Raw genomic sequence first — 22,187 nt, forward strand, 5'->3', positions numbered from 1 at the left:
GCTCCGACATGATCCGTCCCATGATCGCCACCGCCGCGCTCTTGCTGGCCACGACGACCGCGTGCGGCGCCGACGCAGACGCCGCTGGCGACGAGGCCCCCGCCGAAGGGTTCCCGGTCACCATCGACAACTGCGGCGCCGAGGTCAGCCTCGATGCCCCGCCGGAGCGCGTCGTGATGCTGAAGAGCGCCGCGGTGCCCTACCTGCACGCTCTCGGCGTGATGGACCGGGTCGTGGCCCGGGCCGGTGACTACCCGGCCGACTACTACGACACCGAGACCCGGACCGAGCTCGACGACATCCCGCTGCTCACCGACGAGATGGACACCAGCGGTCATCTGCAGATCTCCAAGGAGGTCGTGATCGGCGAGGAGCCCGACCTGGTCCTCGGCGAGGTCGACAACCTGTCCCGAGACACCCTCGACGCCGTCGACATCGACCTTCTCGAGGAGCCGGCGATGTGCCCTGAGGGCGTCGCAGACCCCGGCTTCGACGACGTCTACAGCCAGCTGGAGACCTACGGCAAGGTCTTCGACCGCGAGGACGAAGCCGCCAAGGCCGTGGCTGACCTGCGTGAACGCGTCACCGAGCTGGAGGCGAAGAAGGTCGGCGAAGGACGCACGGCGGCGGTCCTCTATCCCACCGTCGGCGGCGGCGTGACCTACGCATACGGGACCAGGTCGATGGCCCACCCGCAGCTGGAGGCGGCCGGCTTCGAGGACGTCTTCGCCGACGTCGACGAGCGCGTCTTCGAGGTCTCGACCGAGGATCTCCTCGAGCGCGACCCCGACGTGATCATCCTGCTCCACAACACCGGCGACCCGAAAAAGGTCGAGGAGTCGGTCACCCGGCTCGCCGGCGCCGAGGATCTCAACGCGGTCAAGAACGGCGACGTGATGGCGCAGCTGTTCAACTTCACCGAGCCTCCCTCGGCGCTCTCGGTCGACGGCCTGGAGCGGATCATCGAGAGGTTCGACCAGTGATCGAGGCCGGTGGCCTGTCCTGGACGTACGGCACCACGACCATCCTCGAGGACGTCGACGTCGCCTCCCACGAGGGTCGGGTCCTCGGCCTGATCGGGCCCAACGGCAGCGGCAAGACCACCCTGCTCCGGCTGCTCTACGGGGCGCTACGCGGCAGCGGCACCGTCGAGATCGACGGCGACGAGCTCACTGGGCTCCCCGCGAAGGAGGTCGCCCGCCGGCTGGCCGTCGTCGTCCAGGAGTCCGGCACCGCCGACCCAAATTTTTCGGGCGCCCTGACCGCCGGCGAGATGGTGCTGCTGGGACGTACGCCGCACCTGTCCGCCTTCGCCAGGGCCGGCGGGCACGACCTGGAGATCGCCGCGGAGTGCCTCGAGCGCGTCGGCGGGACCCACCTCGGTCCACGCTCCTTCGCCGCGCTCTCCGGTGGTGAACGGCAGCGGGTGCTCATCGCCCGGGCGCTGGCCCAGGAGGCGACCCATCTGCTCCTCGACGAGCCGACCAACCACCTCGACATCCGCTACCAGCACGAGATCCTCGCCCTGGTGCGCAAGCTCCGCGCTCCGCGCGGTTACTCCCTCGCTCGGCACGAGCGGACGAGCAAGCTCGCCGATCGACCTCGCTCCGGTCGTCTGGGGACGACGGCGATCGTCGTGCTCCACGACCTCAACCTGGCGGCCCGCTACTGCGACGACCTGGTGCTGCTCGACCGGCGCGGCGTCGCCGCCCGCGGCACGGTCGACGAGGTGCTTCGCCCCGAGATCCTGGAGCCGGTCTACGGCATCGGCGTCGAGCGGCTCGAGCTGCGCGAGGAGATCCACCTCCTCTTCCACCCGTTGGGCTGAGCTCACACCTCCGGCTCGGCCTCGACCCTGGTCTCCGGAGCGGTCTCGTCGTCCGGGTCGACACCGGGAAGGTGCGCCTCCCAGAGCTCGACGTCCATCACGTAGAGCCGCAACGACGCCTCCCCGCGCAGCTGCTCGGGCCGAAACGCCCGGGCCGTTCCGATCAGCCGGCGGAACGCCACCTGGCAGCGCTTCTCGAGCTCGAAGTCGGGCACCTGGCGTGCCATCCCGGTGACGTACGCCGCGCTCGCCCCGGAGCACGGCGGCACCGAGGAGTCGAAGATGACCCCGGCCACGCGCGGGTCGCGGAGGATGTTGCGGGAGTGCTGGGCGTCAGGCGCCGAGACCCAGTAGAGGGCCCGGTAGCCGTCGTGCGAGAAGTAGACCGGCGACGTACGCGGCCGCCCGTCGGGATCCGAGGTCGCCAGCACCAGGTAGGCGACGTCGTCGACGATTCCACGGACGTGTCTGTCCAGATCAGCTGCCATACCCCTGAGGGTAAACGAGTTCGTCCGCGGTGCGCGCGGTCAATCTCGCTCAGCCTCGTTCATGCCGCCAGGATCCCGCGGACGGATGGCCGCTAGTGGAACGCGCGATGAGACAGGAGCGACACGTTCTTGTCCGCACACCCGGTCGTTTCGTGACGAACGAACTGGGAGTCGTAGGAGTCCGGCACGTAGACCCGGAACCCGTCCACCTTGGTCGGCTTGCACTTCGAGGCCGGATAGTTCTCGGCCGTGGACTCCGCGACCGTGCTGACCGCCACCTGGCCGGGCTTCATGATCACCGTGCGCCACGAGCCCTTGCGGACCGCTGGCGCACCGATCTGGGTGCCGTCGTCGCCACCGACGTACGAGAGTCCACCGAAGCCACCCAGGGCACAGGCATGGTCGGAGACGTTGGTCAGCGTGATCTCGCCGAACCGCGACCCCGCACCCGCGTCGGTCGCACGATAGCCGGCCTTCAGATCGGCGTTGGTGCACTTCGGGGTCGACGGGTCTGCCTCCGCAGGCTCAGAAGAGGAAGATGACTCAGTCCTCACCGGCGAACCCCCCGTGGTCGCCGGTGAGGACTGAGACGGGGACGGTGAGCTGCTCGCCCGGGTGGGATCCACGGTCCCGGAGGCAGATGGTGACGAGCCGACCGCCCCATCGTTCGTCGACGCGCAACCTCCCGCCGCGAGCACGCCGAGGATCCCGAGACCGACCATCATCAGCCGCATGCGCCGCATCGTCGCTCCTCGAGTAGCAGACAACTCATCGTCCCACCCCTGAGACGCGTGGCCCGGCCGGTTCGTTGCGTCCGATCTCGAGAAATCTCAGCCTCTGCTGTCGTACGACGTTCTGCCTCTCGACGCGACAAGGCCCCGCCAGGCAAGCCTGGCGGGGCCTTGTCTTGCTCGGTCTGGTTCCTTCAACCAGTCCTGCGGGCTTCGCCCTTAGGACTGGTAGGAACCAAAGTCGAAGTCGTCCAGCGCGACGGCCTGGCCGCCGGTGTTGCCGAACTCGTAGTCGTAGTTGTCGTAACCGGTGACGGAGTACGCCGCGGCGCGAGCCTCGTCGGTCGGCTCGACCTTGATGTTGCGGTAGCGCTCCAGGCCGGTGCCGGCCGGGATGAGCTTACCGATGATGACGTTCTCCTTCAGACCGCGCAGCGAGTCGGAGCGGCCGTTGATGGCAGCGTCGGTGAGGACGCGGGTGGTCTCCTGGAAGGAGGCCGCCGACAGCCAGGACTCCGTAGCGAGCGAGGCCTTGGTGATACCCATCAGCTCCGGACGACCCGAGGCCGGCTTGCCGCCCTCGGAGACCACGCGCCGGTTCTCCGACTCGAAGTCGATACGGTCGGCCAGGTCGGACGGCAGCAGGTTGGTGTCACCCGACTCGAGCACCGTGATCCGGCGCAGCATCTGCCGCACGATGATCTCGATGTGCTTGTCGTGGATGGACACACCCTGGGACCGGTAGACCTGCTGGACCTCGTCGACGAGGTGCTGCTGCGTCTTGCGGACACCGAGGATACGGAGGACCTCCTTGGGGTCCGGCGTACCGACGGTCAGCGGCGAGCCGACCTCGACGTGGTCGCCGTCGCCGACCCGCAGACGCGAGCGACGCGAGACCACGTACTCCATGACCTCGGAGCCGTCGTCGGGAGTGACCAGGACCTTGCGGGCCTTGTCGGTCTCCTCGATCTCGATGCGACCGGCGACCTCGGAGATCGGCGTGACGCCCTTCGGCGTACGCGCCTCGAAGAGCTCGACGACACGCGGCAGACCCTGCGTGATGTCGTCGGCCGAGGCCACACCACCGGTGTGGAACGTACGCATGGTCAGCTGGGTGCCGGGCTCACCGATGGACTGGGCGGCGATGATGCCGACCGCCTCACCGATGTCGACGAGCTTGCCGGTGGCCAGCGAGCGGCCGTAGCACTTGGCACACGTACCGGTGCGAGCCTCACAGGTGAGGACCGAACGGACCTTGACCTCGGTGATGCCGGCGCGAACCAGCTCCTCGATCTTGACGTCGCCCAGGTCCTCGCCGGCGACCGCGAGAACCTCGCCGGTCGACGGGTGCTCGATGTCGACGGCAGCCGTGCGAGCGTACGCAGCGGTCTCGGCGTTGTCGTCCTTGACGACGACGCCGGCCGCCTCGACGCCGATGACCTTGGGCAGACCGCGCTCGGTGCCGCAGTCGTCCTCACGGATGATGACGTCCTGCGAGACATCCACCAGACGACGGGTCAGGTAACCCGAGTCGGCGGTACGCAGCGCGGTGTCGGCCAGACCCTTACGAGCACCGTGGGTGGAGATGAAGTACTCCAGGACGGAGAGACCCTCGCGGAAGTTCGACTTGATCGGCCGCGGGATGATCTCGCCCTTCGGGTTGGCCACCAGGCCTCGCATGGCGCCGACCTGGCGGATCTGGTTGAAGTTACCCGAAGCACCCGAGGTGACCTGCATGAAGATCGGGTTCTTCTTGTCGAACGCCGCCTCCATGGCAGCACCGACGACCTTGGCGGCCTCGGTCCAGATCTCGACGAGCTCCTGACGGCGCTCCTCGTCGGTGACCAGACCACGCTCGAACTGCTTCTGCACCTTGGCAGCCTGCGTCTCGAACGTCTCCAGGATCTCGGCCTTGTTCGGCGGCGTGGTGACGTCGTCGATGGAGACCGTGACACCCGAACGGGTGGCCCAGTGGAAGCCGTTGTCCTTGAGCGCGTCCAGCGACGCGGCGACCTCGACCTTGGTGTAGCGCTCGGCCAGGTCGTTGATGATCGCGCCGAGCTGCTTCTTACCGACCTCGTAGTTCACGAAGGGGTAGTCGGCGGGGAGGGTGTCGTTGAAGATCACCCGGCCCAGCGTGGTCTCGAGAACGAGCGGGTTGCCTTCGGTCCAGCCCTCCGGCACGTCGTAGCCGATCGGCGGGACGATGTCGTCGAGACGGATCTTGATCTTCGACTGCAGCGTGATCTCGAGGTGGTCGAAGGCCATGATGGCCTCGGCCGGCGACGAGAACGCACGACCCGCACCGACCTCGTCCTCGCGGTCCGAGGTGATGAAGTAGAGACCGATGATCATGTCCTGGGTCGGCATGGTGACCGGGCGACCGTCGGACGGCTTGAGGATGTTGTTGGTCGAGAGCATCAGGATGCGAGCCTCGGCCTGGGCCTCCGCCGACAGCGGCAGGTGGACAGCCATCTGGTCGCCGTCGAAGTCCGCGTTGAACGCCGTGCAGACCAGCGGGTGCAGCTGGATGGCCTTGCCCTCGATCAGCTGGGGCTCGAAGGCCTGGATGCCGAGGCGGTGCAGGGTCGGCGCACGGTTCAGCAGAACCGGGTGCTCGGTGATGACCTCTTCGAGGACGTCCCACACGACCGGGCGGGCCCGCTCGACCATCCGCTTGGCGGACTTGATGTTCTGAGCGTGGCTCAGGTCCACCAGGCGCTTCATCACGAACGGCTTGAACAGCTCCAGGGCCATCTGCTTGGGCAGACCGCACTGGTGCAGCTTGAGCTGCGGACCCGACACGATGACCGAACGGCCGGAGTAGTCGACGCGCTTACCGAGCAGGTTCTGACGGAAACGACCCTGCTTGCCCTTGAGCATGTCGGAGAGCGACTTCAGCGGGCGGTTGCCCGGCCCGGTGACCGGGCGGCCACGACGACCGTTGTCGAACAGCGAGTCGACGGCCTCCTGCAGCATCCGCTTCTCGTTGTTCACGATGATCTCGGGGGCACCGAGGTCGAGGAGACGCTTGAGGCGGTTGTTGCGGTTGATCACACGACGGTAGAGGTCGTTGAGGTCGGAGGTCGCGAAGCGGCCACCGTCGAGCTGCACCATCGGGCGCAGGTCCGGCGGGATGACCGGGACGGCGTCGAGCACCATGCCAGTCGGCTGGTTGCCGGTCTTGCGGAAGGCGTCGACGACCTTGAGGCGCTTGAGCGCACGGACCTTGCGCTGACCCTTGCCGGTGGCGATGGTCTCGCGCAGGTTCTCGACCTCGGCCTCGATGTCGAAGTCCTCGAGACGCTTCTGGATCGCCGTGGCGCCCATGTGGCCCTCGAAGTACTTCCCGAACCAGGTCTTCATCTCACGGTAGAGCAGCTCGTCGCCCATGAGGTCCTGGACCTTCAGGTTCTTGAAGGTGTCCCAGACCTCGTCGAGACGGTTGACCTCACGCTCGGTGCGGTCGCGCAGCTGCTTCATCTCGCGCTCGGCGCCGTCCTTGACCTTGCGCTTGACGTCGGACTTGGCGCCCTCAGCCTCGAGCGCGGCCAGGTCGGTCTCGAGCTTCTTGGCGCGGTCGTTGATCGCCACGTCGAGTCGGCTGGTGAGCATCTTGCGCTGCTGGTCGACCTTGGCCTCGAGCGAGGACAGGTCGCGGTGACGCGCGTCCTCGTCGACCGAGGTGATCATGTACGCGGCGAAGTAGATGACCTTCTCCAGGTCCTTCGGCGCGAGGTCGAGCAGGTAGCCCAGCCGCGACGGAACGCCCTTGAAGTACCAGATGTGGGTCACCGGAGCGGCGAGCTCGATGTGGCCCATCCGCTCGCGGCGTACCTTCGAGCGGGTGACCTCGACGCCACAGCGCTCGCAGATGATGCCCTTGAAGCGCACGCGCTTGTACTTACCGCAGTAGCACTCCCAGTCCCGGGTGGGACCGAAGATCTTCTCGCAGAAGAGGCCGTCACGCTCGGGCTTGAGCGTGCGGTAGTTGATGGTCTCAGGCTTCTTGACCTCGCCATGGCTCCACGCGCGGATCTCGTCCGCGGTGGCCAGGCCGATCTTGAGCTGATCGAAGAAGTTGACGTCGAGCACGATGGCTTCCAGTTCCTTCGTTAGTTCTTGGAAAGTTCAAAGGGGACTGAGGGAGGGAGGTACGCCGAGGCGTACCTCCCGCTCGTCAGACTTCCTCTACGGAAGAGGGCTCGCGGCGAGACAGGTCGATGCCGAGCTCCTCGGCGGCGCGGAAGACGTCCTCCTCCGCGTCACGGAGCTCGATCGCCGAACCGTCCTGGCTCAGGACCTCGACGTTCAGGCACAGCGACTGCATCTCCTTGACGAGAACCTTGAACGACTCCGGGATACCCGAGTCGGGGATGTTCTCGCCCTTGACGATCGCCTCGTACACCTTCACACGGCCGGGCACGTCGTCGGACTTGATGGTGAGGAGCTCCTGCAGGGCGTAGGCGGCGCCGTACGCCTCCATCGCCCAGACCTCCATCTCACCGAAGCGCTGGCCACCGAACTGGGCCTTACCGCCGAGCGGCTGCTGGGTGATCATCGAGTACGGACCGGTCGAACGCGCGTGGATCTTGTCGTCGACCAGGTGGTGCAGCTTGAGGATGTACATGTAGCCCACGGCCACCGGCTCCGGGAACGGCTCGCCGGAGCGGCCGTCGAAGAGGCGGGCCTTGCCGTCGGTGCCGACCACACGCCGACCGTCCCGGTTGGGGAGGGTCGCGCTGAGCAGACCGGTGATCTCGTCCTCACGCGCACCGTCGAAGACCGGGGTGGCCACCTTGGTGCCCGGGTCGGCCTTGTCGGCGTGGATCTTGATCAGGCGCTGCTTCCAGGCGCTGTCCTCGGGGTCCTCGGAGAGGTTGAGGTCCCAACCCTGCTTGGCGAGCCAGCCGAGGTGGAGCTCCAGGACCTGTCCGATGTTCATACGACGCGGGACACCGAGCGGGTTGAGCAGGACGTCGACCGGGGTGCCGTCCTCCATGAACGGCATGTCCTCGACCGGCAGGATCTTCGCGATGACGCCCTTGTTGCCGTGACGGCCGGCGAGCTTGTCACCCACGGAGATCTTGCGCTTCTGCGCCACGTAGACCCGAACCAGCTGGTTCACGCCCGGGGGCAGCTCGTCGCCCTCCTCACGGTCGAAGACGCGGACACCGATGACGGTGCCCTCCTCGCCGTGCGGAACCTTCATCGAGGTGTCGCGGACCTCGCGCGCCTTCTCACCGAAGATCGCGCGGAGCAGACGCTCCTCCGGGGTCAGCTCGGTCTCGCCCTTCGGAGTGACCTTGCCGACCAGGATGTCACCGGTGGTGACCTCGGCGCCGATGCGGATGATGCCGCGCTCGTCGAGGTCGGCCAGCATCTCCTCGGAGACGTTCGGGATGTCCCGGGTGATCTCCTCCGGACCCAGCTTGGTGTCGCGGGCGTCGACCTCGTGCTCCTCGATGTGGATCGAGGTGAGGTAGTCCTGCTGCACCAGACGCTGGGAGAGGATGATCGCGTCCTCGTAGTTGTGGCCCTGCCACGACTGGAAGGCGACCAGGAGGTTGGCACCCAGCGCCATCTCGGCACCCTGGGTCGCCGGACCGTCGGCCAGCGGGGAGCCGACCTCGACCCGGGCGCCCTCGTCGACCAGCGGCTGCTGGTTGACGCAGTTGCCCTGGTTGGAGCGCTCGAACTTCGCCAGCTTGTAGCTGGTGTAGGTGCCGTCGTCGTTGAGGGTCTCGATCAGGTCGGAGGAGACCTCCTTGACCACACCGGCCTTCTTCGCGACGAGCACGTCACCGGCGTCGACAGCCGCGCGGTACTCGATGCCCGTGCCGACCAGCGGCGAGTCGCTGCGAACCAGCGGCACCGCCTGACGCTGCATGTTGGCGCCCATGAGCGCACGGTTGGCGTCGTCGTGCTCGAGGAACGGGATCAGTGCGGTCGCGACCGACACCATCTGGCGCGGCGAGACGTCGATGTAGTCGACCTCGTCGGCCAGGAGCTCGGAGACCTCACCGTCGCGCTGGCGGACCAGCACGCGCTCGGTCGCGAACTTCATGTTCTCGTCGACGGCCGCGTTGGCCTGCGCGATGACGTAGCGGTCCTCGTCGTCGGCGGTCAGGTAGTCGATCTTGTCGGTGACGACGCCGTTCTCGACCTTGCGGTAGGGCGTCTCGACGAAGCCGAACGGGTTGATCCGGCCGAAGGAGGCCAGCGAACCGATCAGACCGATGTTGGGACCTTCAGGGGTCTCGATCGGACACATCCGGCCGTAGTGCGACGGGTGGACGTCTCGGACCTCCATGCCGGCGCGGTCACGGGAGAGACCACCCGGGCCCAGAGCAGACAGACGCCGCTTGTGCGTCAGACCGGCGAGCGGGTTGTTCTGGTCCATGAACTGCGAGAGCTGCGAGGTGCCGAAGAACTCCTTCAGCGCAGCGACCACGGGACGGATGTTGATCAGGGACTGCGGCGTGATCGCCTCGACGTCCTGGGTCGTCATCCGCTCACGCACGACGCGCTCCATACGAGCGAGGCCGGTGCGCAGCTGGTTCTGGATCAGCTCGCCGACCGTACGCATCCGGCGGTTGCCGAAGTGGTCGATGTCGTCAGCGGCAACGTCGGTGACACCGGCCGGCATCTCGAGCTGCGCACGCCCGTCGTGCAGCGCCACGATGTACTTGATCGTCGCGACGATGTCGTCGACGGTCAGCGTCTGCTGGTCGAAGGCCTCGGTCAGACCGAGCTTCTTGTTGACCTTGTAGCGACCGACCTTGGCGGTGTCGTAGCGCTTCGGGTTGAAGTAGTAGTTGTTCAGCAGCGTCTGCGCGGCCTCACGCGTCGGGGGCTCGCCCGGGCGCAGCTTGCGGTAGATGTCGAGCAGCGCGTCGTCCTGAGCGGTGGTGCTGTCCTTCTCCAGGGTCAGCATCATCGACTCGTACTCGCCGAACTCCTCGCGGATCTGCTCGTTGGTCCAACCGAGGGCCTTGAGCAGCACGGTGACGTTCTGCTTGCGCTTGCGGTCGAGGCGGACGCCGACCAGGTCGCGCTTGTCGATCTCGAACTCGAGCCAGGCACCGCGGCTCGGGATCAGCTTGGCGGTGTAGATGTCCTTGTCGGACGTCTTGTCAGCGGTGCGCTCGAAGTAGACGCCCGGGGACCGGACGAGCTGCGAGACGACGACGCGCTCGGTGCCGTTGATGACGAAGGTGCCCTGTTCGGTCATGAGCGGGAAGTCACCCATGAAGACCGTCTGGCCCTTGATCTCACCAGTGTCGTTGTTGGTGAACTCCGCCGAGACATAGAGAGGCGCGGAGTAGGTGAAGTCCTTCTCCTTGCACTCCTCGACGGTGTACTTGGGGTCGTAGAAGACAGGGCTCTCGAACGAGAGGGACATCGTCTCCGAGAAGTCCTCGATCGGGGAGATCTCCTCGAAGATCTCCTGCAGACCGGACTTGTGAGACACGTCCTCACCCGCTGCTTCGCGGGCGGCGACCTGCTCCTGCCAGCGCTCGTTACCGATCAACCAGTCGAAGCTGTCGGTCTGGAGGGCGAGGAGCTTGGGAAGCTCGAGAGGCTCTGAGATCTTTGCGAAAGAGATGCGGCGAGGGGTGGAGTCACCCGACGAGGTGCGCGCGGCCAAGAGGAATCCTTCGACAAGGTTCGCAGGTGGATTCGCAGCACGCCGACCACCGAACAGCCACCGGGCAGGCTGAGGGGCATATGAAGGCATGCGCAAAGCGCCATCGTACGCTATAAAAGCGCACTTCACAACACCGGGCCCAGTTAATAGTCCGGCGTACCTTCATTCACACCTATGTCGCCCGAGCGTCGGCGTTGGTGGTGCACTGCCTTGTCGAGCATCGCGGATGATCATGCGCCCCATCGGCACCCTGGGTCAAGCGTTCGAGCCAATCGGTCCGCCTCCCGGGAAATTGTTCCAATCACTTGACAGGTAGCGCAGAGCAACGGCTGGCCGGCCCCGATGAGGGCGCGGCGGCGCGCTAGTCCTTGCTAGGACGCGTCTCGACCTTGTCCACCAGCCACTCGTCGTCGACCTTGGCCATCGTGAGCATCGCGTACTCCTGGTAGCCGATCGGGGTGCTCCGCTGGGCATTGGTGACCTGGCGGTCGACCAGCACCAGAACCTGCACGGTCTCCTCGGAGACTCGGATGACGCCGGCGTCCACCGGCGGGAGCGTCTTCACCACGGTCTTCGTCTTGGGGACGTTGTCGACGAGCACGGCGAAGAGACGGTCGTAGTCCTCGCGGTAGTCCTTCGTCATCACCTCATGAGCCTTGCTCTTCGACTCGTCCATCGTGCTGTGGTCGTAGGAGAGCAGCGGGACGACGGCCTTCTTCGCCGCCTCGAGCGCTTCGCCGCCCTGCTCCTCGACCAGGAGCTTGTGGTTGCGGGAGATCTCCTTGCCGACGGCGCCCTCGACCGTGCTGGTGGTGACGTTGTTGTTGGAGACGGTCACGACCTTCTCCTGTGCGAAGAAGATCACGCCGGCAGCGGCAACCGCGGCCAGGGCCAGGACACCGGCGGCGATCAGCCCCCACGCCGGGAGCACCGGCAGCGTACGGCCGGCGGACTCCTTCACGTCAGCGTCGGTGTCGGCGTCAGGCTCCGGAGCGTCGTGTACGTCGGCGATCGCCCCGGCCTCGACTGCTGAGGCCCCTGTGGCAACCTCGGCGTCATCGACGGTGTCCTCCTCGACCGCGCCTTCGTCGGCCACAGCTTCCTCGCGAGCGGCCAGCTCGGCGTCGTACGCGGCCCGCTTCTCCTCGTCCAGCAGGACGGCGGCGGCTTCGTTGAGGGTGCGGAAACGACGGTCGGTCGGGTCCAGATCCGCGATCGCGGCCTTCCACGCAGCGCGGATCTCGTCGGTGGCGGCGTCGGGCTCGACGTCGAGCAGGTCGTACCAGGTGGGCTCGCTCATGGGGTCACCCCTTCGCTGGGCTCCGTGGTGGGAGCCTCCTCGGCCGGGTACCAGTCGTCGACCAGCCACTTCCCGTTCTGCTTCACGAGCTCCACCTCGGTCCGGGCGAGCTGGCGTGCCGCCTCGACGCGCTCCTCGGATCCCTCGGACTTCGGGTAGCTGATCGCGAGCTCCGCCACGACCAGCACGGTCGCGCTGTCTTCGTCGAGACCGGCGACCGCGGTGCTGTGCACCTCGCTGGAGCGGCCCACGCTCTGCTGGACGACGGTCGCCTCGGCGAAGGCGACGTTGCTCAGGAAGCTCTTCTCGAACTTCGGGGTCAGCAGCTCACCGACCTGCTCGCGATAATCCGGCATCGTCTTCTTGTCGCTGCCGATGTCCTCGGGCCCGTAGGTGTTGACCCGACCGACGAACTTGTCGGCCGCGGCCCTCACCTGCTCCCGCTGGCTCACCACGGACTCTTCGGCTCCGCGGGTCAGCTGCCAGCCGACGTAGCCGACGGCGGCGAGGATGACGGCGACCAGCAGCGCCAGGATGCCCCAGCGGAGCTGGTTGGTCCGTTTGTCGCTCGCCCGGTCGGACGTAGCGCCGGTCTCCGCGGCGGGACCGGGATCGGTCGTGGTGCTCAAAGGATCACTTTTCCTGTAAAGGGTTGTGGTCAGTCGCTCGGCGAGGAGCCGGTTCCAAGCATCATCACCGTACGTCGGCGCCGGATCGGTCGATGCGGCAGCACTCCGGACCCGAGCCCGGACCGGCGGCGTGGGGGTCAGCCGGTCCGGCTACTCGGTCTCCATCGGCTGGAGGTAGAGCCACTTCCAGGCGTCGTCGCCGTAGGACGACGGCGCCGCGGTCGACACGGTGGTGTCGTCGGCCTCGCCCCAGGTGAGCTCGCCGGTGGTCGGGTCGAAGCTGGCGATCGAGTCGGTGCCACCGACGGCGGCGCGCGGCACCTGGCTGGAGCCACGCGGGTTCGACTTGCTCGGGTCCTCGGTGCAGGAGACCTCCGTGTTGAACGGACGGCTCTCCAGGTCCAGCGGGCTGCGCTTCTTCGTGCTCTCGTAGCCCTGCTTGCACGGCGTCTGGCTGGTCAGAGCCATCCCGAAGTGAGCCTGCGCCAAGCCGGGGTTGCCGACGTCGACGACCGCGAAGCTGCCCTCGACCACGGTCGGGAAGATCGAGAGCAGGTGCTTGAGACCCGGCAGGTTCTTCCGGACGACCTTCCCGGTCACCAGCACCTCGTTGAGGAGCTCGCTGATCTCGACCTCGTTCTGCTCCAGGAACTGACGCAGCTCGACGGAGCTGGCCGAGCCGCTCTCGATCAGCTTGATCAGGTCCTTGTTGGAGCCCGCCAGCGTGCCGGTGAACAGCTCCAGGTCGGACGCGAACGACTTGATCGCCGAGCTGCTGTCCAGCTGTCCCTGGAGGACGGTGTTGCTGTCCCGGATCAGCTGAGTGGTGAGCTCGAAGTTCTGGTCGGCGGTCTCCACGAAGGCCGTGCCGGTGTCGATGATGGTCTGCAGGTCCTGACCGGTGCCGGCGAAGCTCTTGCCGAGTTCGTCGACGGTCGTCGTGAGCGCCTCCTGGTCGACGGAGTTCACCGTCGTGGCGACGTCCTCGAGAAGCTTCTCGGTCGGCAGCGGCGTGGTCGTGGCGGCACGGGCGATCTCCGACCCGTCCTCCAGGTAGGGCGCGCCCTTGGACTGCGGCTGCAGCTCGACGTACTGCTCACCGACGGCCGAACGGTTGCCGACCACGGCGAGGCTGTCTGCCGGGATCTCGTCCTGCCAGTCCTTGTCGATCTTGAGGGTCACGTCGACCCCGGTGCGGTTGAGCACCAGCTCACCGACCTGGCCGATCTTCACGCCTCGGTAGTCGACCTCGGCATCCTCGTAGATGCCGCCGGACTGGGCGAAGTGGGCGACCACGACGTAGTGGTCCTTGACGAACAGGGCCCCCAGGCGGGCATAGCGCGCACCGACGAAGCTGACCCCGACGAGGGTGATCAGCAAGAAGACCATCAGCTGCATCTTCGTCCGGCGGGTGATCATGAGACGCCCTCCTGGTGGGTGTTGCTCGAGGTGCTCAGCGCCGGGATCATCAGCGAGGTCAGACCGGGGTCGAGCTCCTTGCTCAGCTCGTCATAGGTCACCGCGTGCGTCCCTGGGGTCGCACCGGCACGGCAGAACAGGATCAGGACGCACCCGGAGCCCTCCTCGGCGGTGCTGCCGCCGCTGGCGGGCGGGGCCAGCCCGAGCCCGAGAAGACCCTCGAGGGTCTTGCCGATGGATCGGAGCAGGCCCGTCACACACTCCGCGGGCGCATCCGACTGTCCGGTCAGCGCCTCCTGGCAGGTGTCGATGGCGCCGGCCAGCCCGCCCTCGTTGCAGACGTTCGTGAGGCTGTTGAGCCAGTCGAGAGCCGTCTTCTCGTCGGGAAACGTCTTGAGCTTGCGGTTGATCTCGTCGAGACCCCAGCAGACGGTGTCACCGACCCGCGGCGCGTTCTGGAGCAGCGTGTCGAGGTTGAGGTCGAGGGTGACGTCGAGGTTGACGAAGTCACCCTGGTGCAGGTTGCGGGCGGTCTGCGGCGAACCACCGACAGCCGCGTCGACGAACGGATAGGTGAGGATCGTGTTCATCGCCCGGACGAAGTCGTCCCCGGAGTCGGCCAGGTTCGAGAGGACCGGCTGGAGGTCCTTCACGATGCCGATGGTGTTGTCTTTGGACGCCCGGATGACGCGCACGCCGGTGTCCCCGAGCCGCTCGAGGGCCTCGAGCATCTTGACCAGATCGGCGCGCTGCTTGTCGATGCTCGAGAGCGCCGAGGGCAGCTCGTCGAGCGCGGCGTCGATGGAGCCCATCTGCGCGTTGGCGGCCTTCGCCAGCGCATCGAGCGCCTCGATGGCCGCGACGATCTTCTCCTTGTTGTCGTCGAGCTCGCGCGCCAGCTGCTCCACCTGGCGGAGGACGGAGCGGGCCGCGTCCTCCCGACCGGCGAGCGCCTTGTTGAGCTCTGTCGAGATCGTCTTGAGCTGGGCCACACCGCCGCCGTTGAGCAGCAGGCTCAACGCGCTGAAGACCTCTTCGATCTCCGGGTTGCGGCCCGTCTGCGACAGCGGGATGGTCGAGCCGTCGTCGAGCTTGGTCGGCTCGGGCTCGGCGGGGCGCTCCAAGGCGACGAACTTCTCGCCGAGCAGCGAGGTCTGCTGGATGGAGGCCCGCGCGTTGCTCGGCAGGTTGACGTCCTTCTTGAGCAGCATCTCTACGGTCGCGACGCCGTCGTCGAGCCAGACCTTGTCGATCTTGCCGACGTCGATGTCCTCCAGCTTGACCGTCGACTGAGGCACCAGGTCGAGGACGTCCTGGAACTGCGCCGTCACCGAGATCGCGTCGTCGCCGGCGTCCACGCCACCCGGGAGCGGGAGGTCGTAGACGGAGAAGGTCCCGCAGCCGGTCAGCACCACGGCGCCGACGACCACGCCGACGAAGGCTTTGAGGGAGCGCTTCAGCATCATTCCTTCACCTCCACCAGGCCGCCGAGCGACATGTCGTAGGGGACCCCGTAGGACGAACCTGTGCCGAGACCGATCGCCGCGGACCGGTTGAGGCCCGGCAGCTGCCGGATCTGGGAGCAGGTCTCGGCGCTGTTGCCGTTCGTCGCCTGGTCGATGAGGCTGCACAGGAACGACGCCGGGTTCTCGAGGATCTCATCGAGGACCATGGTGATGTTGGCGTTGGTGTCGAGCGTGCCGGTCTCCGGGTTGTAGGCCAGACCCAGGTTGTTGAGCGCCAGCGGCGCCGTCCGAAGGCTCTCGTCGAGCGCCTTGCGCTGCCGCACGAGCACCTTCGCGATCCGGTTGAGGCCCTGGATGTCCTCGCGCAGGATCGCCTTGTTGTCCCTGACGAACTGGGTGACCTTGGTCAGCGCCACCGAGAGGTTCTTCATCGACGCGGCGAGCTCTTCGCGCTCGCCCTCGAGCATCGAGGAGACCTCCGCGAGGGCCTGGGCGAAGTCGCGTACGGTCTTGTCGTTCTCAGCGAGGGTGCCGACAAAGCCTTCGAGCTGCTCGGCTGAGTTGAAGAACTGCTCGTCGCGGTTGTCGAGCGTCTTGGTCAGCTTGCCGAGGTCGCCGACGGTCGAGTTGATCTTCTCGCCCTGCCCGCCGAGGTTCTTCGCGGTCTGCTGCAGCAGGTCGGTGAGAGCGCCGTTCTTGTTGGCGCCGTCCGGGCCGATCGCAACGACCAGGTCGTCGACGCTGGAGTAGATCTGGTCGAGCTCGACCGGGACCGAGGTCTTGTCGGTGCTCAGCACCGCGCCGTCGGCCAGCTTCTTCCCGCCGTCGTACGCGGGGGTCGCCTGGACGTAGCGGTCGCCGACGATCGAGGGCGAGATGACCACGGCCTTCGCGTCCGCAGGCAGGTGGACGTCGCTGTCGTACGTCATGGTGACCTTGACGTCGGTGCCGTTCGGCTCGACGTTGGTCACCTTGCCGACGGCGACACCGAGAACGCGCAGGTCGCTGCCCTCGTAGAGCGAGACGGTGCGCGGGAAGTGCGCCACCAGGGTCTTCTCGCCGGTGTCGCGCACCAGCGCCCACACTCCGACGCTGAGCACGAGCGCGCCGATGATGATCGGGACGATCACCTTGTTCATGTTCATGCCGCCACCCCCGTAGCGCAAGCGCCAGAATTCGGACGCGGCGCCGTGTTGATCCTCATGTTCACTCGCTGACGCTCGTTCACGGGGTCCTCCCTCCTGTGAGAGCCGGGACGGGAGGCATGTTCTGGATGTAGGTGTCCCACCAGGGGCCGTTGCCCAGGGTGTTGTTGAAGACCTTGTAGAACGGCGCCAGCAGCTGCAGCGACTTCTCCAGGCTCTCCTCGTTCTTCGTGAACACGTCGAGGATCACGTCGAGGCTCTCGAGTGCGGGCTTGAGGTCGGCTCGGCTGTCATCGACCAGCTGGGAGAGCTCCTTCGAGAGCTGCTGGGTGGAGATGAGCAGGTTGTGGACCGCCTCCCGGCGCTCGACCAGCGCCGCGAAGAGCTGGTTGGCGTCGTTCATCAGGGTGATGAGGTCCTCGTCGCGCTCGTCGAGCACCTTGGTCACCCGGTCGAGCTGGGTCAGCAGCGACTCGATGCGCTCGTCCTTGGCGGCCAGGTTGCGGGAGAGGTCCGAGACACCGGTGAGGGCGGCCTGGAACTCCTCCGGCGTCGACCGGGTCAGGTCGGCGAGGGTGGTGAGCGCCGCGGCGAGCTGATCCTTGTCGATGTTGGCGGAGGTGTCGGCCAGACCCTCGAAGGCCTCGACGACGTCGTAGGGAGACTCGGTGCGGTCCACCGGGATGGTCGCGCCCGCCCGCATCTGGCCCTCTCCAGCCGGCTGCAGCTCGAGGAACATGTCACCGAGCAGCGTCTTCACCCGTACGCCGGCCCCGGAGCCCTCGCCGAAGTTGACCTTCTCGCGGATCTTGAAGCCGACCTTGACCTGGTTGCCGTCGAGCTCGATCGAGTCGACCTTGCCGACCCGGACACCGGCCACCCGGACCTCGTCACCGGTCTTCAGACCACCGGCCTCGGAGAAGTTGGCGTAGTAGGTGGTGCCGCCACCGATCAGCGGCAGGCTGTCGGCCTTGAAGGCCATCACCATCAGCATGAGGAGGACGGCGATCGAGACGGCGCCGATCTTGACAGGGTTACGTTCGCGGAAGGGAATCATCCGAGGTTGCACCTCGCTTGACCGGGCCTGTAGAGGTCGATGAACTGGTCCTTGCCATCAGCGTCTCGGATCGTGCCGCGCAGACCGCAGAGGTAGAAGTTGAACCAGCCGCCGTAGGTCGCCGTCGCACCGATCTTGTCCAGCTTGATCGGCTGGAGCTGGAGGGCGTCGTCGAGCTGCTTCTTGTCCTTGGCGACCTCGTCGGAGAACCTCCGGGCCTCGCGCAGGTCGTCCAGGAGCGGGTCCTTCACATCGTGCACCAGGTCGGCGGTCTCCACGGAGAGCGCCGAGATCTGGTCGAGCGACCCGAGGATCGCCTCGCGGTCGTTGTTGAGCCCGCCGACGAAGTCACGGAAGGTAACGATCAGCCTGGAGAGCTCCTTCTCCCGGTCGCCCACGTGCTCGAGCACCTCGGTGAGGTTGTCGATCAGGGCGTTGATGATCTGGTCCTTCTCGGCCAGCGTCGAGGTCAGCGAGGCCGTGTGGGAGAGCAGGCTCTCCAGCGTGCCGCCCTCGCCCTGGAAGACCTGGACGATCTCGTAGGAGAGGGTGTTGACGTCGTTGGGCGACAGCGCCTGGAAGAGCGGCTTGAACCCGTTGAAGAGGACCGTCAGATCGAGCGCCGGGTGGGTCTGTCCGACCGGGATGGTCTGGCCCTCCTGCATGGCCGACGCGTCGCCCACCAGCTGGTTGGTCAGCGCGAGGTAGCGCTGGCCGATCAGGTTGCGGTATTTGATCGTCGCCTCGGTCGTGGTCGCGATCTGCTGCGCGCTGTCGACCGTGAAGGTGACCACTGCGCCGCGAGCGTCGTCGGAGATCTCGATGCCCTTGACCGAGCCGACCTTGACCCCGGCGATGCGTACGTCGTCACCCTTGTTCACGCCGGTGACATCGGTGAAGACCGCCTTGTACTCATCGGTCCGGCCGAACGTGACGTTGCCGATCGTGATCGCGAGCAGAGCGGTGGCCAGCGTCGTGACGATGATGAAGACGACCAGCTTCCAGAAGTCCTGGAAGGTCTTGGCGTCGAAGAGCTTCGTTGCGCTCATTCGTAGCTCACCTCCGCTCCACGCGCGGCCGGACCGAGCATCAGCGCGCCGAGGTCGGGGACCTCGTCTGCGCTCATGCCCATACCCGGGGCGAACAGCTCGTTGATGACATCGGCCTCGGCCGACGTACCGACATAGGACAGGGCCGAGTATTCATTCGACCCGGTGGCGGAGCGCATGACGCCCTTTCCTGTGGGCTCGTCGACGCCGTCGTCCTTGTTCGGGAACGGGGCGAACGGCTTGTCCTGGTTCCACGACGCGTTCGGGAGCTCGCCGCACTGAGGACCGCTGTCCTCGCCGTAGCGCGGCTTGTCCTTGGTCGAGTACGGGCGGGTCAGGTGCGGGAGAGTCTCCAGCGTGATGTGGACGGTGTAGTTGCGGAACACCTCGGTGAACTCGTCGGTCAGGATGTCCATGCCTCCGATCAGGCAGGGGAACATCGGCGCGTAGCGAGCCAGCGCCTGGGTGACCGGCCGGCCGACCTCACCGAGCTGGATCAGCGTGTCTTCGTTGTCATCGAGGAACCCGTCGGCAGTGTTCGAGAAGGCGGTCACATCGGTCAGCATCTTGTTGAGCTGCACCTCGCGGTCCTCGAGCGTGGTCGCGGTGACGATGGAGTTGCGGAGGATCTGGCCGATCTCCGGCAGCACGGCCTGGTAGGTGCCCGAGACCTCGGTGGCGAGCTCGAGGTCCTCGATCAGCGCCGGGATCTCGGGGTTCAGCCGCTTCAGGTAGGAGTCGAGGGTGTCGAGCGACTCGCCGAGCTTGTTGCCACGGCCCTCGAGCGCGGTGGCGAGCGCGTTGAGCGTGTTGTTGAGATCGGCCGGCTGGATCGTCCGCAGCAGCGGGTAGAGGTCACGCAGCACGGCCTGGACCTCGGTGGCCATCTTCGTCTTCTCGATGACGGCACCCGCCTGGATCGACTCGGTGAACTCGGTCTCCGGCGGGACCAGCGAGACGTACTTCTGTCCGAAGAGGGTCTTGGGGAGGATCGCGCCGGTCACGTCGGGGTGGACCTTGCTGATCTCGTCGGGGAACAGCCCCAGGGTCAGCTCGGCGCCCTCGTCGGTCGGCTTCATCTCGAGGACCTCACCGACGATCAGGCCGCGGACCTTTACGTCGGCACGGTCGGGGAGCTGCAGACCGACGCGGTCAGCCTTGAGAGTGATCTCCTCGAAGTCGCCGAACTTGTTGGTGAACTGCGCCCAGGTCAGGGTGAGCGCCGCGAGGACCAGCGCGATGAAGACGACCCCGAGGATCTTCCCCTTCTGCCGGCCCCAGGCGAGGGCCACCGCGCTCCGCTTGCGCGGGCTGGGCACGTCGTGCTCGATGCCGTCACGGCTGAGTGTCTGAGTCATCCCGCCAACCTCACCGTCGTCGTGCTGCCCCAGATAGCCATCGAGAGCATCAGGTCGAGCACGGAGACGGCCACGATGCTCGTACGCACAGCCTTGCCGACCGCGACACCGACGCCGGCAGGACCGCCGGAGGCGTTGTAGCCGTGGTAGCAGTGGATCAGGATCACCACGATCGCGAAGATCAGCACCTTGCCGAAGGACCACAGCACGTCCACGGGCGGCAGGAAGGTGTTGAAGTAGTGGTCGTAGGTGCCGGCGCTCTGGCCGTAGAAGAGGATCACCGTGAACCGGGTGGCGACGTACGAGGACAGCAGACCGACCACGTAGAGCGGGACGATCGCGATCAGCCCGCCGATCATCCGGGTCGTGACCAGGAAGGGCAGCGACGGGATCGCCATCACCTCCAGCGCGTCGACCTCCTCTGAGATCCGCATCGCGCCGAGCTGGGCGGTGAAACCGCAGCCGACCGTCGCCGCGAGCGCGATTCCCGCGACCAGCGGGGCGATCTCGCGGGTGTTGAAGTAGGCCGACACGAACCCGGAGAACGCCGACGTGCCGAGCTGGTCGAGGGCGGTGTAGCCCGAGAGCCCGACCTGGGCTCCGGTGAAGAAGGTCATCGCCAGGATCACACCGACGGTGCCGCCGATGACGGCAAGCGCGCCGGAGCCGAGGGTGACCTCGGCGAGGATCCGGAGGATCTCCTTCTTGTAGCGCCGCAGGGTGCGCGGGAACCACGCCACCGCGCGCAGGTAGAAGCCGAGCTCGTCACCGAGGTGGTCGAGGCTCTTGGCCGGCTTCTCGTAGATCGACTTGATGTTCGCCATTCGTCTCGCCCTCCTAACCGGACTTGCTCGGGATGATCTGCAGGAAGATCGCGCTCATCACGAAGTTCACGATGAACAGCAACAGGAACGTGATGACGACCGACTGGTTCACGGCGTCGCCCACGCCCTTGGGGCCACCACCGGCGTTCATGCCCATGTACGAAGCCACGATCGCCGCGATCAGACCGAACACGAGCGCCTTCGCGAGGCCCTGCCACAGGTCGGCCATCTGCGCGAGCGCGGTGAAGCTGGCCAGGTAGGCACCTGGGGTGCCGCCCTGGATGATGACGTTGAAGACGTACCCACCCATGACGCCGACGATCGAGACCAGGCCGTTGAGGAAGACCGCGATCATCATGCAGGCGAGAACCCGCGGGACCACCAGACGCTGGATCGGGTCGATGCCCAGAACCATCATCGCGTCGAGCTCTTCACGGATCTTCCGGGCACCGAGGTCGGCTGCGATCGCCGAGCCGCCGGCGCCTGCGACCAGCAGGGCGGTCGCGATCGGGGCGGCCTGCTGGACGACCGCGAGGACCGCGGCCGACCCGACGAAGGACTGCGCGCCGAACTGGGCCACGAGGCCACCGACCTGCAGCGCGATGACCGCACCGAAAGGGATGGCGACCAGCGCGGTCGGGACGATCGTCACCGACGCGATGAACCATGCCTGCTGGATGAACTCGCGGAACTGGAAGGGACGCCGGAAGACGGCTCGCCCCACATCCAGCGCGAACGCGAAGAGCGAGCCAGCGGTCCCGATCGGCTTCAGGACCCTGGCGGCGGTCAGGGATGACATCAGTAAGGAGCCTTCGTCGGATCAGCTTTCATGCCACCCGGGGCCATTGCCGCATCTGCCTGGAACGAGCCTGGAGGCGGGGTGACACCGTTCTCCCGGCACCAGGCGCCCGGCGGACGCTGGTATTTGCGGGGGATGCCGTTGGACGGCTCGAGCTGCATCGGGATCGGTGGGAGCGGCGGCAGACCCATGTCCTTCTCGGCGGCCAGCTCGTCGGCGTCCTTCTCCTCGGACATACCGATCGGGCCGATCGTCTGGGCGTTGAGGAACTGCCGCACGACGGGCTCCTCGGAGCTGAGGAGCATCTCGCGGGGACCGTACATGGCCAGGTGCTTGTGGTAGAGCAGGCCGATGTTGTCCGGCACCGTACGCGTCGAGTTGATGTCGTGGGTCACGATCAGGAACGTCGCGTCGATCTGCGCGTTCAGGTCGATGAAGAGCTG

At 66.6% G+C, this 22,187-nt stretch carries 16 protein-coding genes and 1 pseudogene; 2 read left to right on the forward strand and 15 right to left on the reverse strand.

Annotated elements, in window-relative coordinates; genetic code table 11:
* Window positions 1–8 precede the first annotated feature (8 nt).
* Both ABZZ22_RS10080 and ABZZ22_RS10085 read left to right on the forward strand, forming a co-directional pair.
* Window positions 9–983 (forward strand): ABC transporter substrate-binding protein, encoded by a 975-nt coding sequence (locus tag ABZZ22_RS10080; RefSeq protein WP_354930125.1) that lies wholly within the window; start codon window positions 9–11, stop codon window positions 981–983.
* Window positions 980–1,828, forward strand: coding sequence for an ABC transporter ATP-binding protein (locus tag ABZZ22_RS10085; protein WP_354930128.1), 849 nt, complete (start codon window positions 980–982; stop codon window positions 1,826–1,828). The genes ABZZ22_RS10080 and ABZZ22_RS10085 overlap by 4 nt, the downstream gene beginning before the upstream one ends.
* A 2-nt stretch (window positions 1,829–1,830) precedes the next feature.
* Here the strand turns inward: ABZZ22_RS10085 and ABZZ22_RS10090 are convergent, their stop codons facing one another.
* The 15 genes and pseudogenes from ABZZ22_RS10090 to ABZZ22_RS10160 form a co-directional block, all read right to left on the reverse strand.
* Window positions 1,831–2,316: a pyridoxamine 5'-phosphate oxidase family protein gene (locus tag ABZZ22_RS10090; RefSeq protein ID WP_354930131.1), complete on the reverse strand. Its 486-nt coding sequence runs from the start codon at window positions 2,314–2,316 to the stop codon at window positions 1,831–1,833.
* Between the two features lie 92 nt (window positions 2,317–2,408).
* Window positions 2,409–2,870 (reverse strand): DUF4232 domain-containing protein, encoded by a 462-nt coding sequence (locus ABZZ22_RS10095; protein WP_354930134.1) that lies wholly within the window; start codon window positions 2,868–2,870, stop codon window positions 2,409–2,411.
* Window positions 2,871–3,266: 396 nt separating this feature from the next.
* Entirely contained in the window at window positions 3,267–7,142 is a 3,876-nt protein-coding gene (locus ABZZ22_RS10100) for a DNA-directed RNA polymerase subunit beta' (protein WP_354930137.1), read from the reverse strand.
* An 85-nt stretch (window positions 7,143–7,227) separates the two neighbouring features.
* Entirely contained in the window at window positions 7,228–10,698 is a 3,471-nt protein-coding gene (rpoB, locus tag ABZZ22_RS10105) for a DNA-directed RNA polymerase subunit beta (RefSeq protein ID WP_354930140.1), read from the reverse strand.
* Window positions 10,699–11,059: 361 nt separating this feature from the next.
* A complete protein-coding gene (locus ABZZ22_RS10110; protein WP_354930143.1) occupies window positions 11,060–11,998 on the reverse strand; it encodes a DnaJ domain-containing protein in 939 nt (312 codons plus the stop codon).
* Entirely contained in the window at window positions 11,995–12,627 is a 633-nt protein-coding gene (locus ABZZ22_RS10115) for a hypothetical protein (RefSeq protein WP_354930147.1), read from the reverse strand. The genes ABZZ22_RS10110 and ABZZ22_RS10115 overlap by 4 nt, the downstream gene beginning before the upstream one ends.
* Before the next feature lie 150 nt (window positions 12,628–12,777).
* Window positions 12,778–14,046 carry an MlaD family protein gene (locus ABZZ22_RS10120; RefSeq protein WP_354930150.1) on the reverse strand — a complete coding sequence of 423 codons (1,269 nt, stop codon included), beginning with the start codon at window positions 14,044–14,046 and terminating at the stop codon, window positions 12,778–12,780.
* The gene (locus tag ABZZ22_RS10125; protein WP_354930153.1) at window positions 14,043–15,509 is read right to left on the reverse strand and encodes an MCE family protein; all 1,467 of its coding nucleotides are present in this window, start codon (window positions 15,507–15,509) and stop codon (window positions 14,043–14,045) included. The genes ABZZ22_RS10120 and ABZZ22_RS10125 overlap by 4 nt, the downstream gene beginning before the upstream one ends.
* Window positions 15,509–16,657 carry an MCE family protein gene (locus ABZZ22_RS10130; protein ID WP_354930156.1) on the reverse strand — a complete coding sequence of 383 codons (1,149 nt, stop codon included), beginning with the start codon at window positions 16,655–16,657 and terminating at the stop codon, window positions 15,509–15,511. The genes ABZZ22_RS10125 and ABZZ22_RS10130 overlap by 1 nt, the downstream gene beginning before the upstream one ends.
* A gap of 79 nt (window positions 16,658–16,736) precedes the next feature.
* Complete coding sequence (locus ABZZ22_RS10135; RefSeq protein ID WP_354930159.1) at window positions 16,737–17,714, reverse strand: MCE family protein; 978 nt, start codon at window positions 17,712–17,714, stop codon at window positions 16,737–16,739.
* Window positions 17,711–18,763: an MlaD family protein gene (locus tag ABZZ22_RS10140; RefSeq protein WP_354930162.1), complete on the reverse strand. Its 1,053-nt coding sequence runs from the start codon at window positions 18,761–18,763 to the stop codon at window positions 17,711–17,713. Before ABZZ22_RS10140 ends, ABZZ22_RS10135 begins: the two co-directional genes overlap by 4 nt.
* Window positions 18,760–20,121 carry an MCE family protein gene (locus ABZZ22_RS10145; RefSeq protein ID WP_354930165.1) on the reverse strand — a complete coding sequence of 454 codons (1,362 nt, stop codon included), beginning with the start codon at window positions 20,119–20,121 and terminating at the stop codon, window positions 18,760–18,762. Before ABZZ22_RS10145 ends, ABZZ22_RS10140 begins: the two co-directional genes overlap by 4 nt.
* Window positions 20,118–20,945: an ABC transporter permease gene (locus tag ABZZ22_RS10150; protein WP_354930168.1), complete on the reverse strand. Its 828-nt coding sequence runs from the start codon at window positions 20,943–20,945 to the stop codon at window positions 20,118–20,120. The genes ABZZ22_RS10145 and ABZZ22_RS10150 overlap by 4 nt, the downstream gene beginning before the upstream one ends.
* 13 nt (window positions 20,946–20,958) lie before the next feature.
* Window positions 20,959–21,744, reverse strand: coding sequence for an ABC transporter permease (locus ABZZ22_RS10155; RefSeq protein ID WP_179660969.1), 786 nt, complete (start codon window positions 21,742–21,744; stop codon window positions 20,959–20,961).
* Window positions 21,744–22,187: pseudogene (locus ABZZ22_RS10160) on the reverse strand (ABC transporter ATP-binding protein); the annotation flags it as partial. The gene ABZZ22_RS10155 and the pseudogene ABZZ22_RS10160, both read right to left, overlap by 1 nt.

Source organism: Nocardioides sp. NPDC006273 (genome assembly GCF_040613495.1).
In the GTDB taxonomy this organism is placed as follows: domain Bacteria; phylum Actinomycetota; class Actinomycetes; order Propionibacteriales; family Nocardioidaceae; genus Nocardioides.

What these genes read in the sequence shown, in the direction of transcription:
- ABZZ22_RS10080 (WP_354930125.1), top strand. Translation starts at nt 9, where the DNA reads ATGATCCGTCCCATGATCGCCACCGCCGCGCTCTTGCTGGCCACGACG.
- ABZZ22_RS10090 (WP_354930131.1), bottom strand. Translation starts at nt 2,316, where the DNA reads ATGGCAGCTGATCTGGACAGACACGTCCGTGGAATCGTCGACGACGTC.
- ABZZ22_RS10110 (WP_354930143.1), bottom strand. Translation starts at nt 11,998, where the DNA reads ATGAGCGAGCCCACCTGGTACGACCTGCTCGACGTCGAGCCCGACGCC.
- ABZZ22_RS10120 (WP_354930150.1), bottom strand. Translation starts at nt 14,046, where the DNA reads ATGATCACCCGCCGGACGAAGATGCAGCTGATGGTCTTCTTGCTGATC.
- ABZZ22_RS10125 (WP_354930153.1), bottom strand. Translation starts at nt 15,509, where the DNA reads ATGCTGAAGCGCTCCCTCAAAGCCTTCGTCGGCGTGGTCGTCGGCGCC.
- ABZZ22_RS10130 (WP_354930156.1), bottom strand. Translation starts at nt 16,657, where the DNA reads ATGAACATGAACAAGGTGATCGTCCCGATCATCATCGGCGCGCTCGTG.
- ABZZ22_RS10135 (WP_354930159.1), bottom strand. Translation starts at nt 17,714, where the DNA reads ATGATTCCCTTCCGCGAACGTAACCCTGTCAAGATCGGCGCCGTCTCG.
- ABZZ22_RS10140 (WP_354930162.1), bottom strand. Translation starts at nt 18,763, where the DNA reads ATGAGCGCAACGAAGCTCTTCGACGCCAAGACCTTCCAGGACTTCTGG.
- ABZZ22_RS10145 (WP_354930165.1), bottom strand. Translation starts at nt 20,121, where the DNA reads ATGACTCAGACACTCAGCCGTGACGGCATCGAGCACGACGTGCCCAGC.
- ABZZ22_RS10150 (WP_354930168.1), bottom strand. Translation starts at nt 20,945, where the DNA reads ATGGCGAACATCAAGTCGATCTACGAGAAGCCGGCCAAGAGCCTCGAC.
- ABZZ22_RS10155 (WP_179660969.1), bottom strand. Translation starts at nt 21,744, where the DNA reads ATGTCATCCCTGACCGCCGCCAGGGTCCTGAAGCCGATCGGGACCGCT.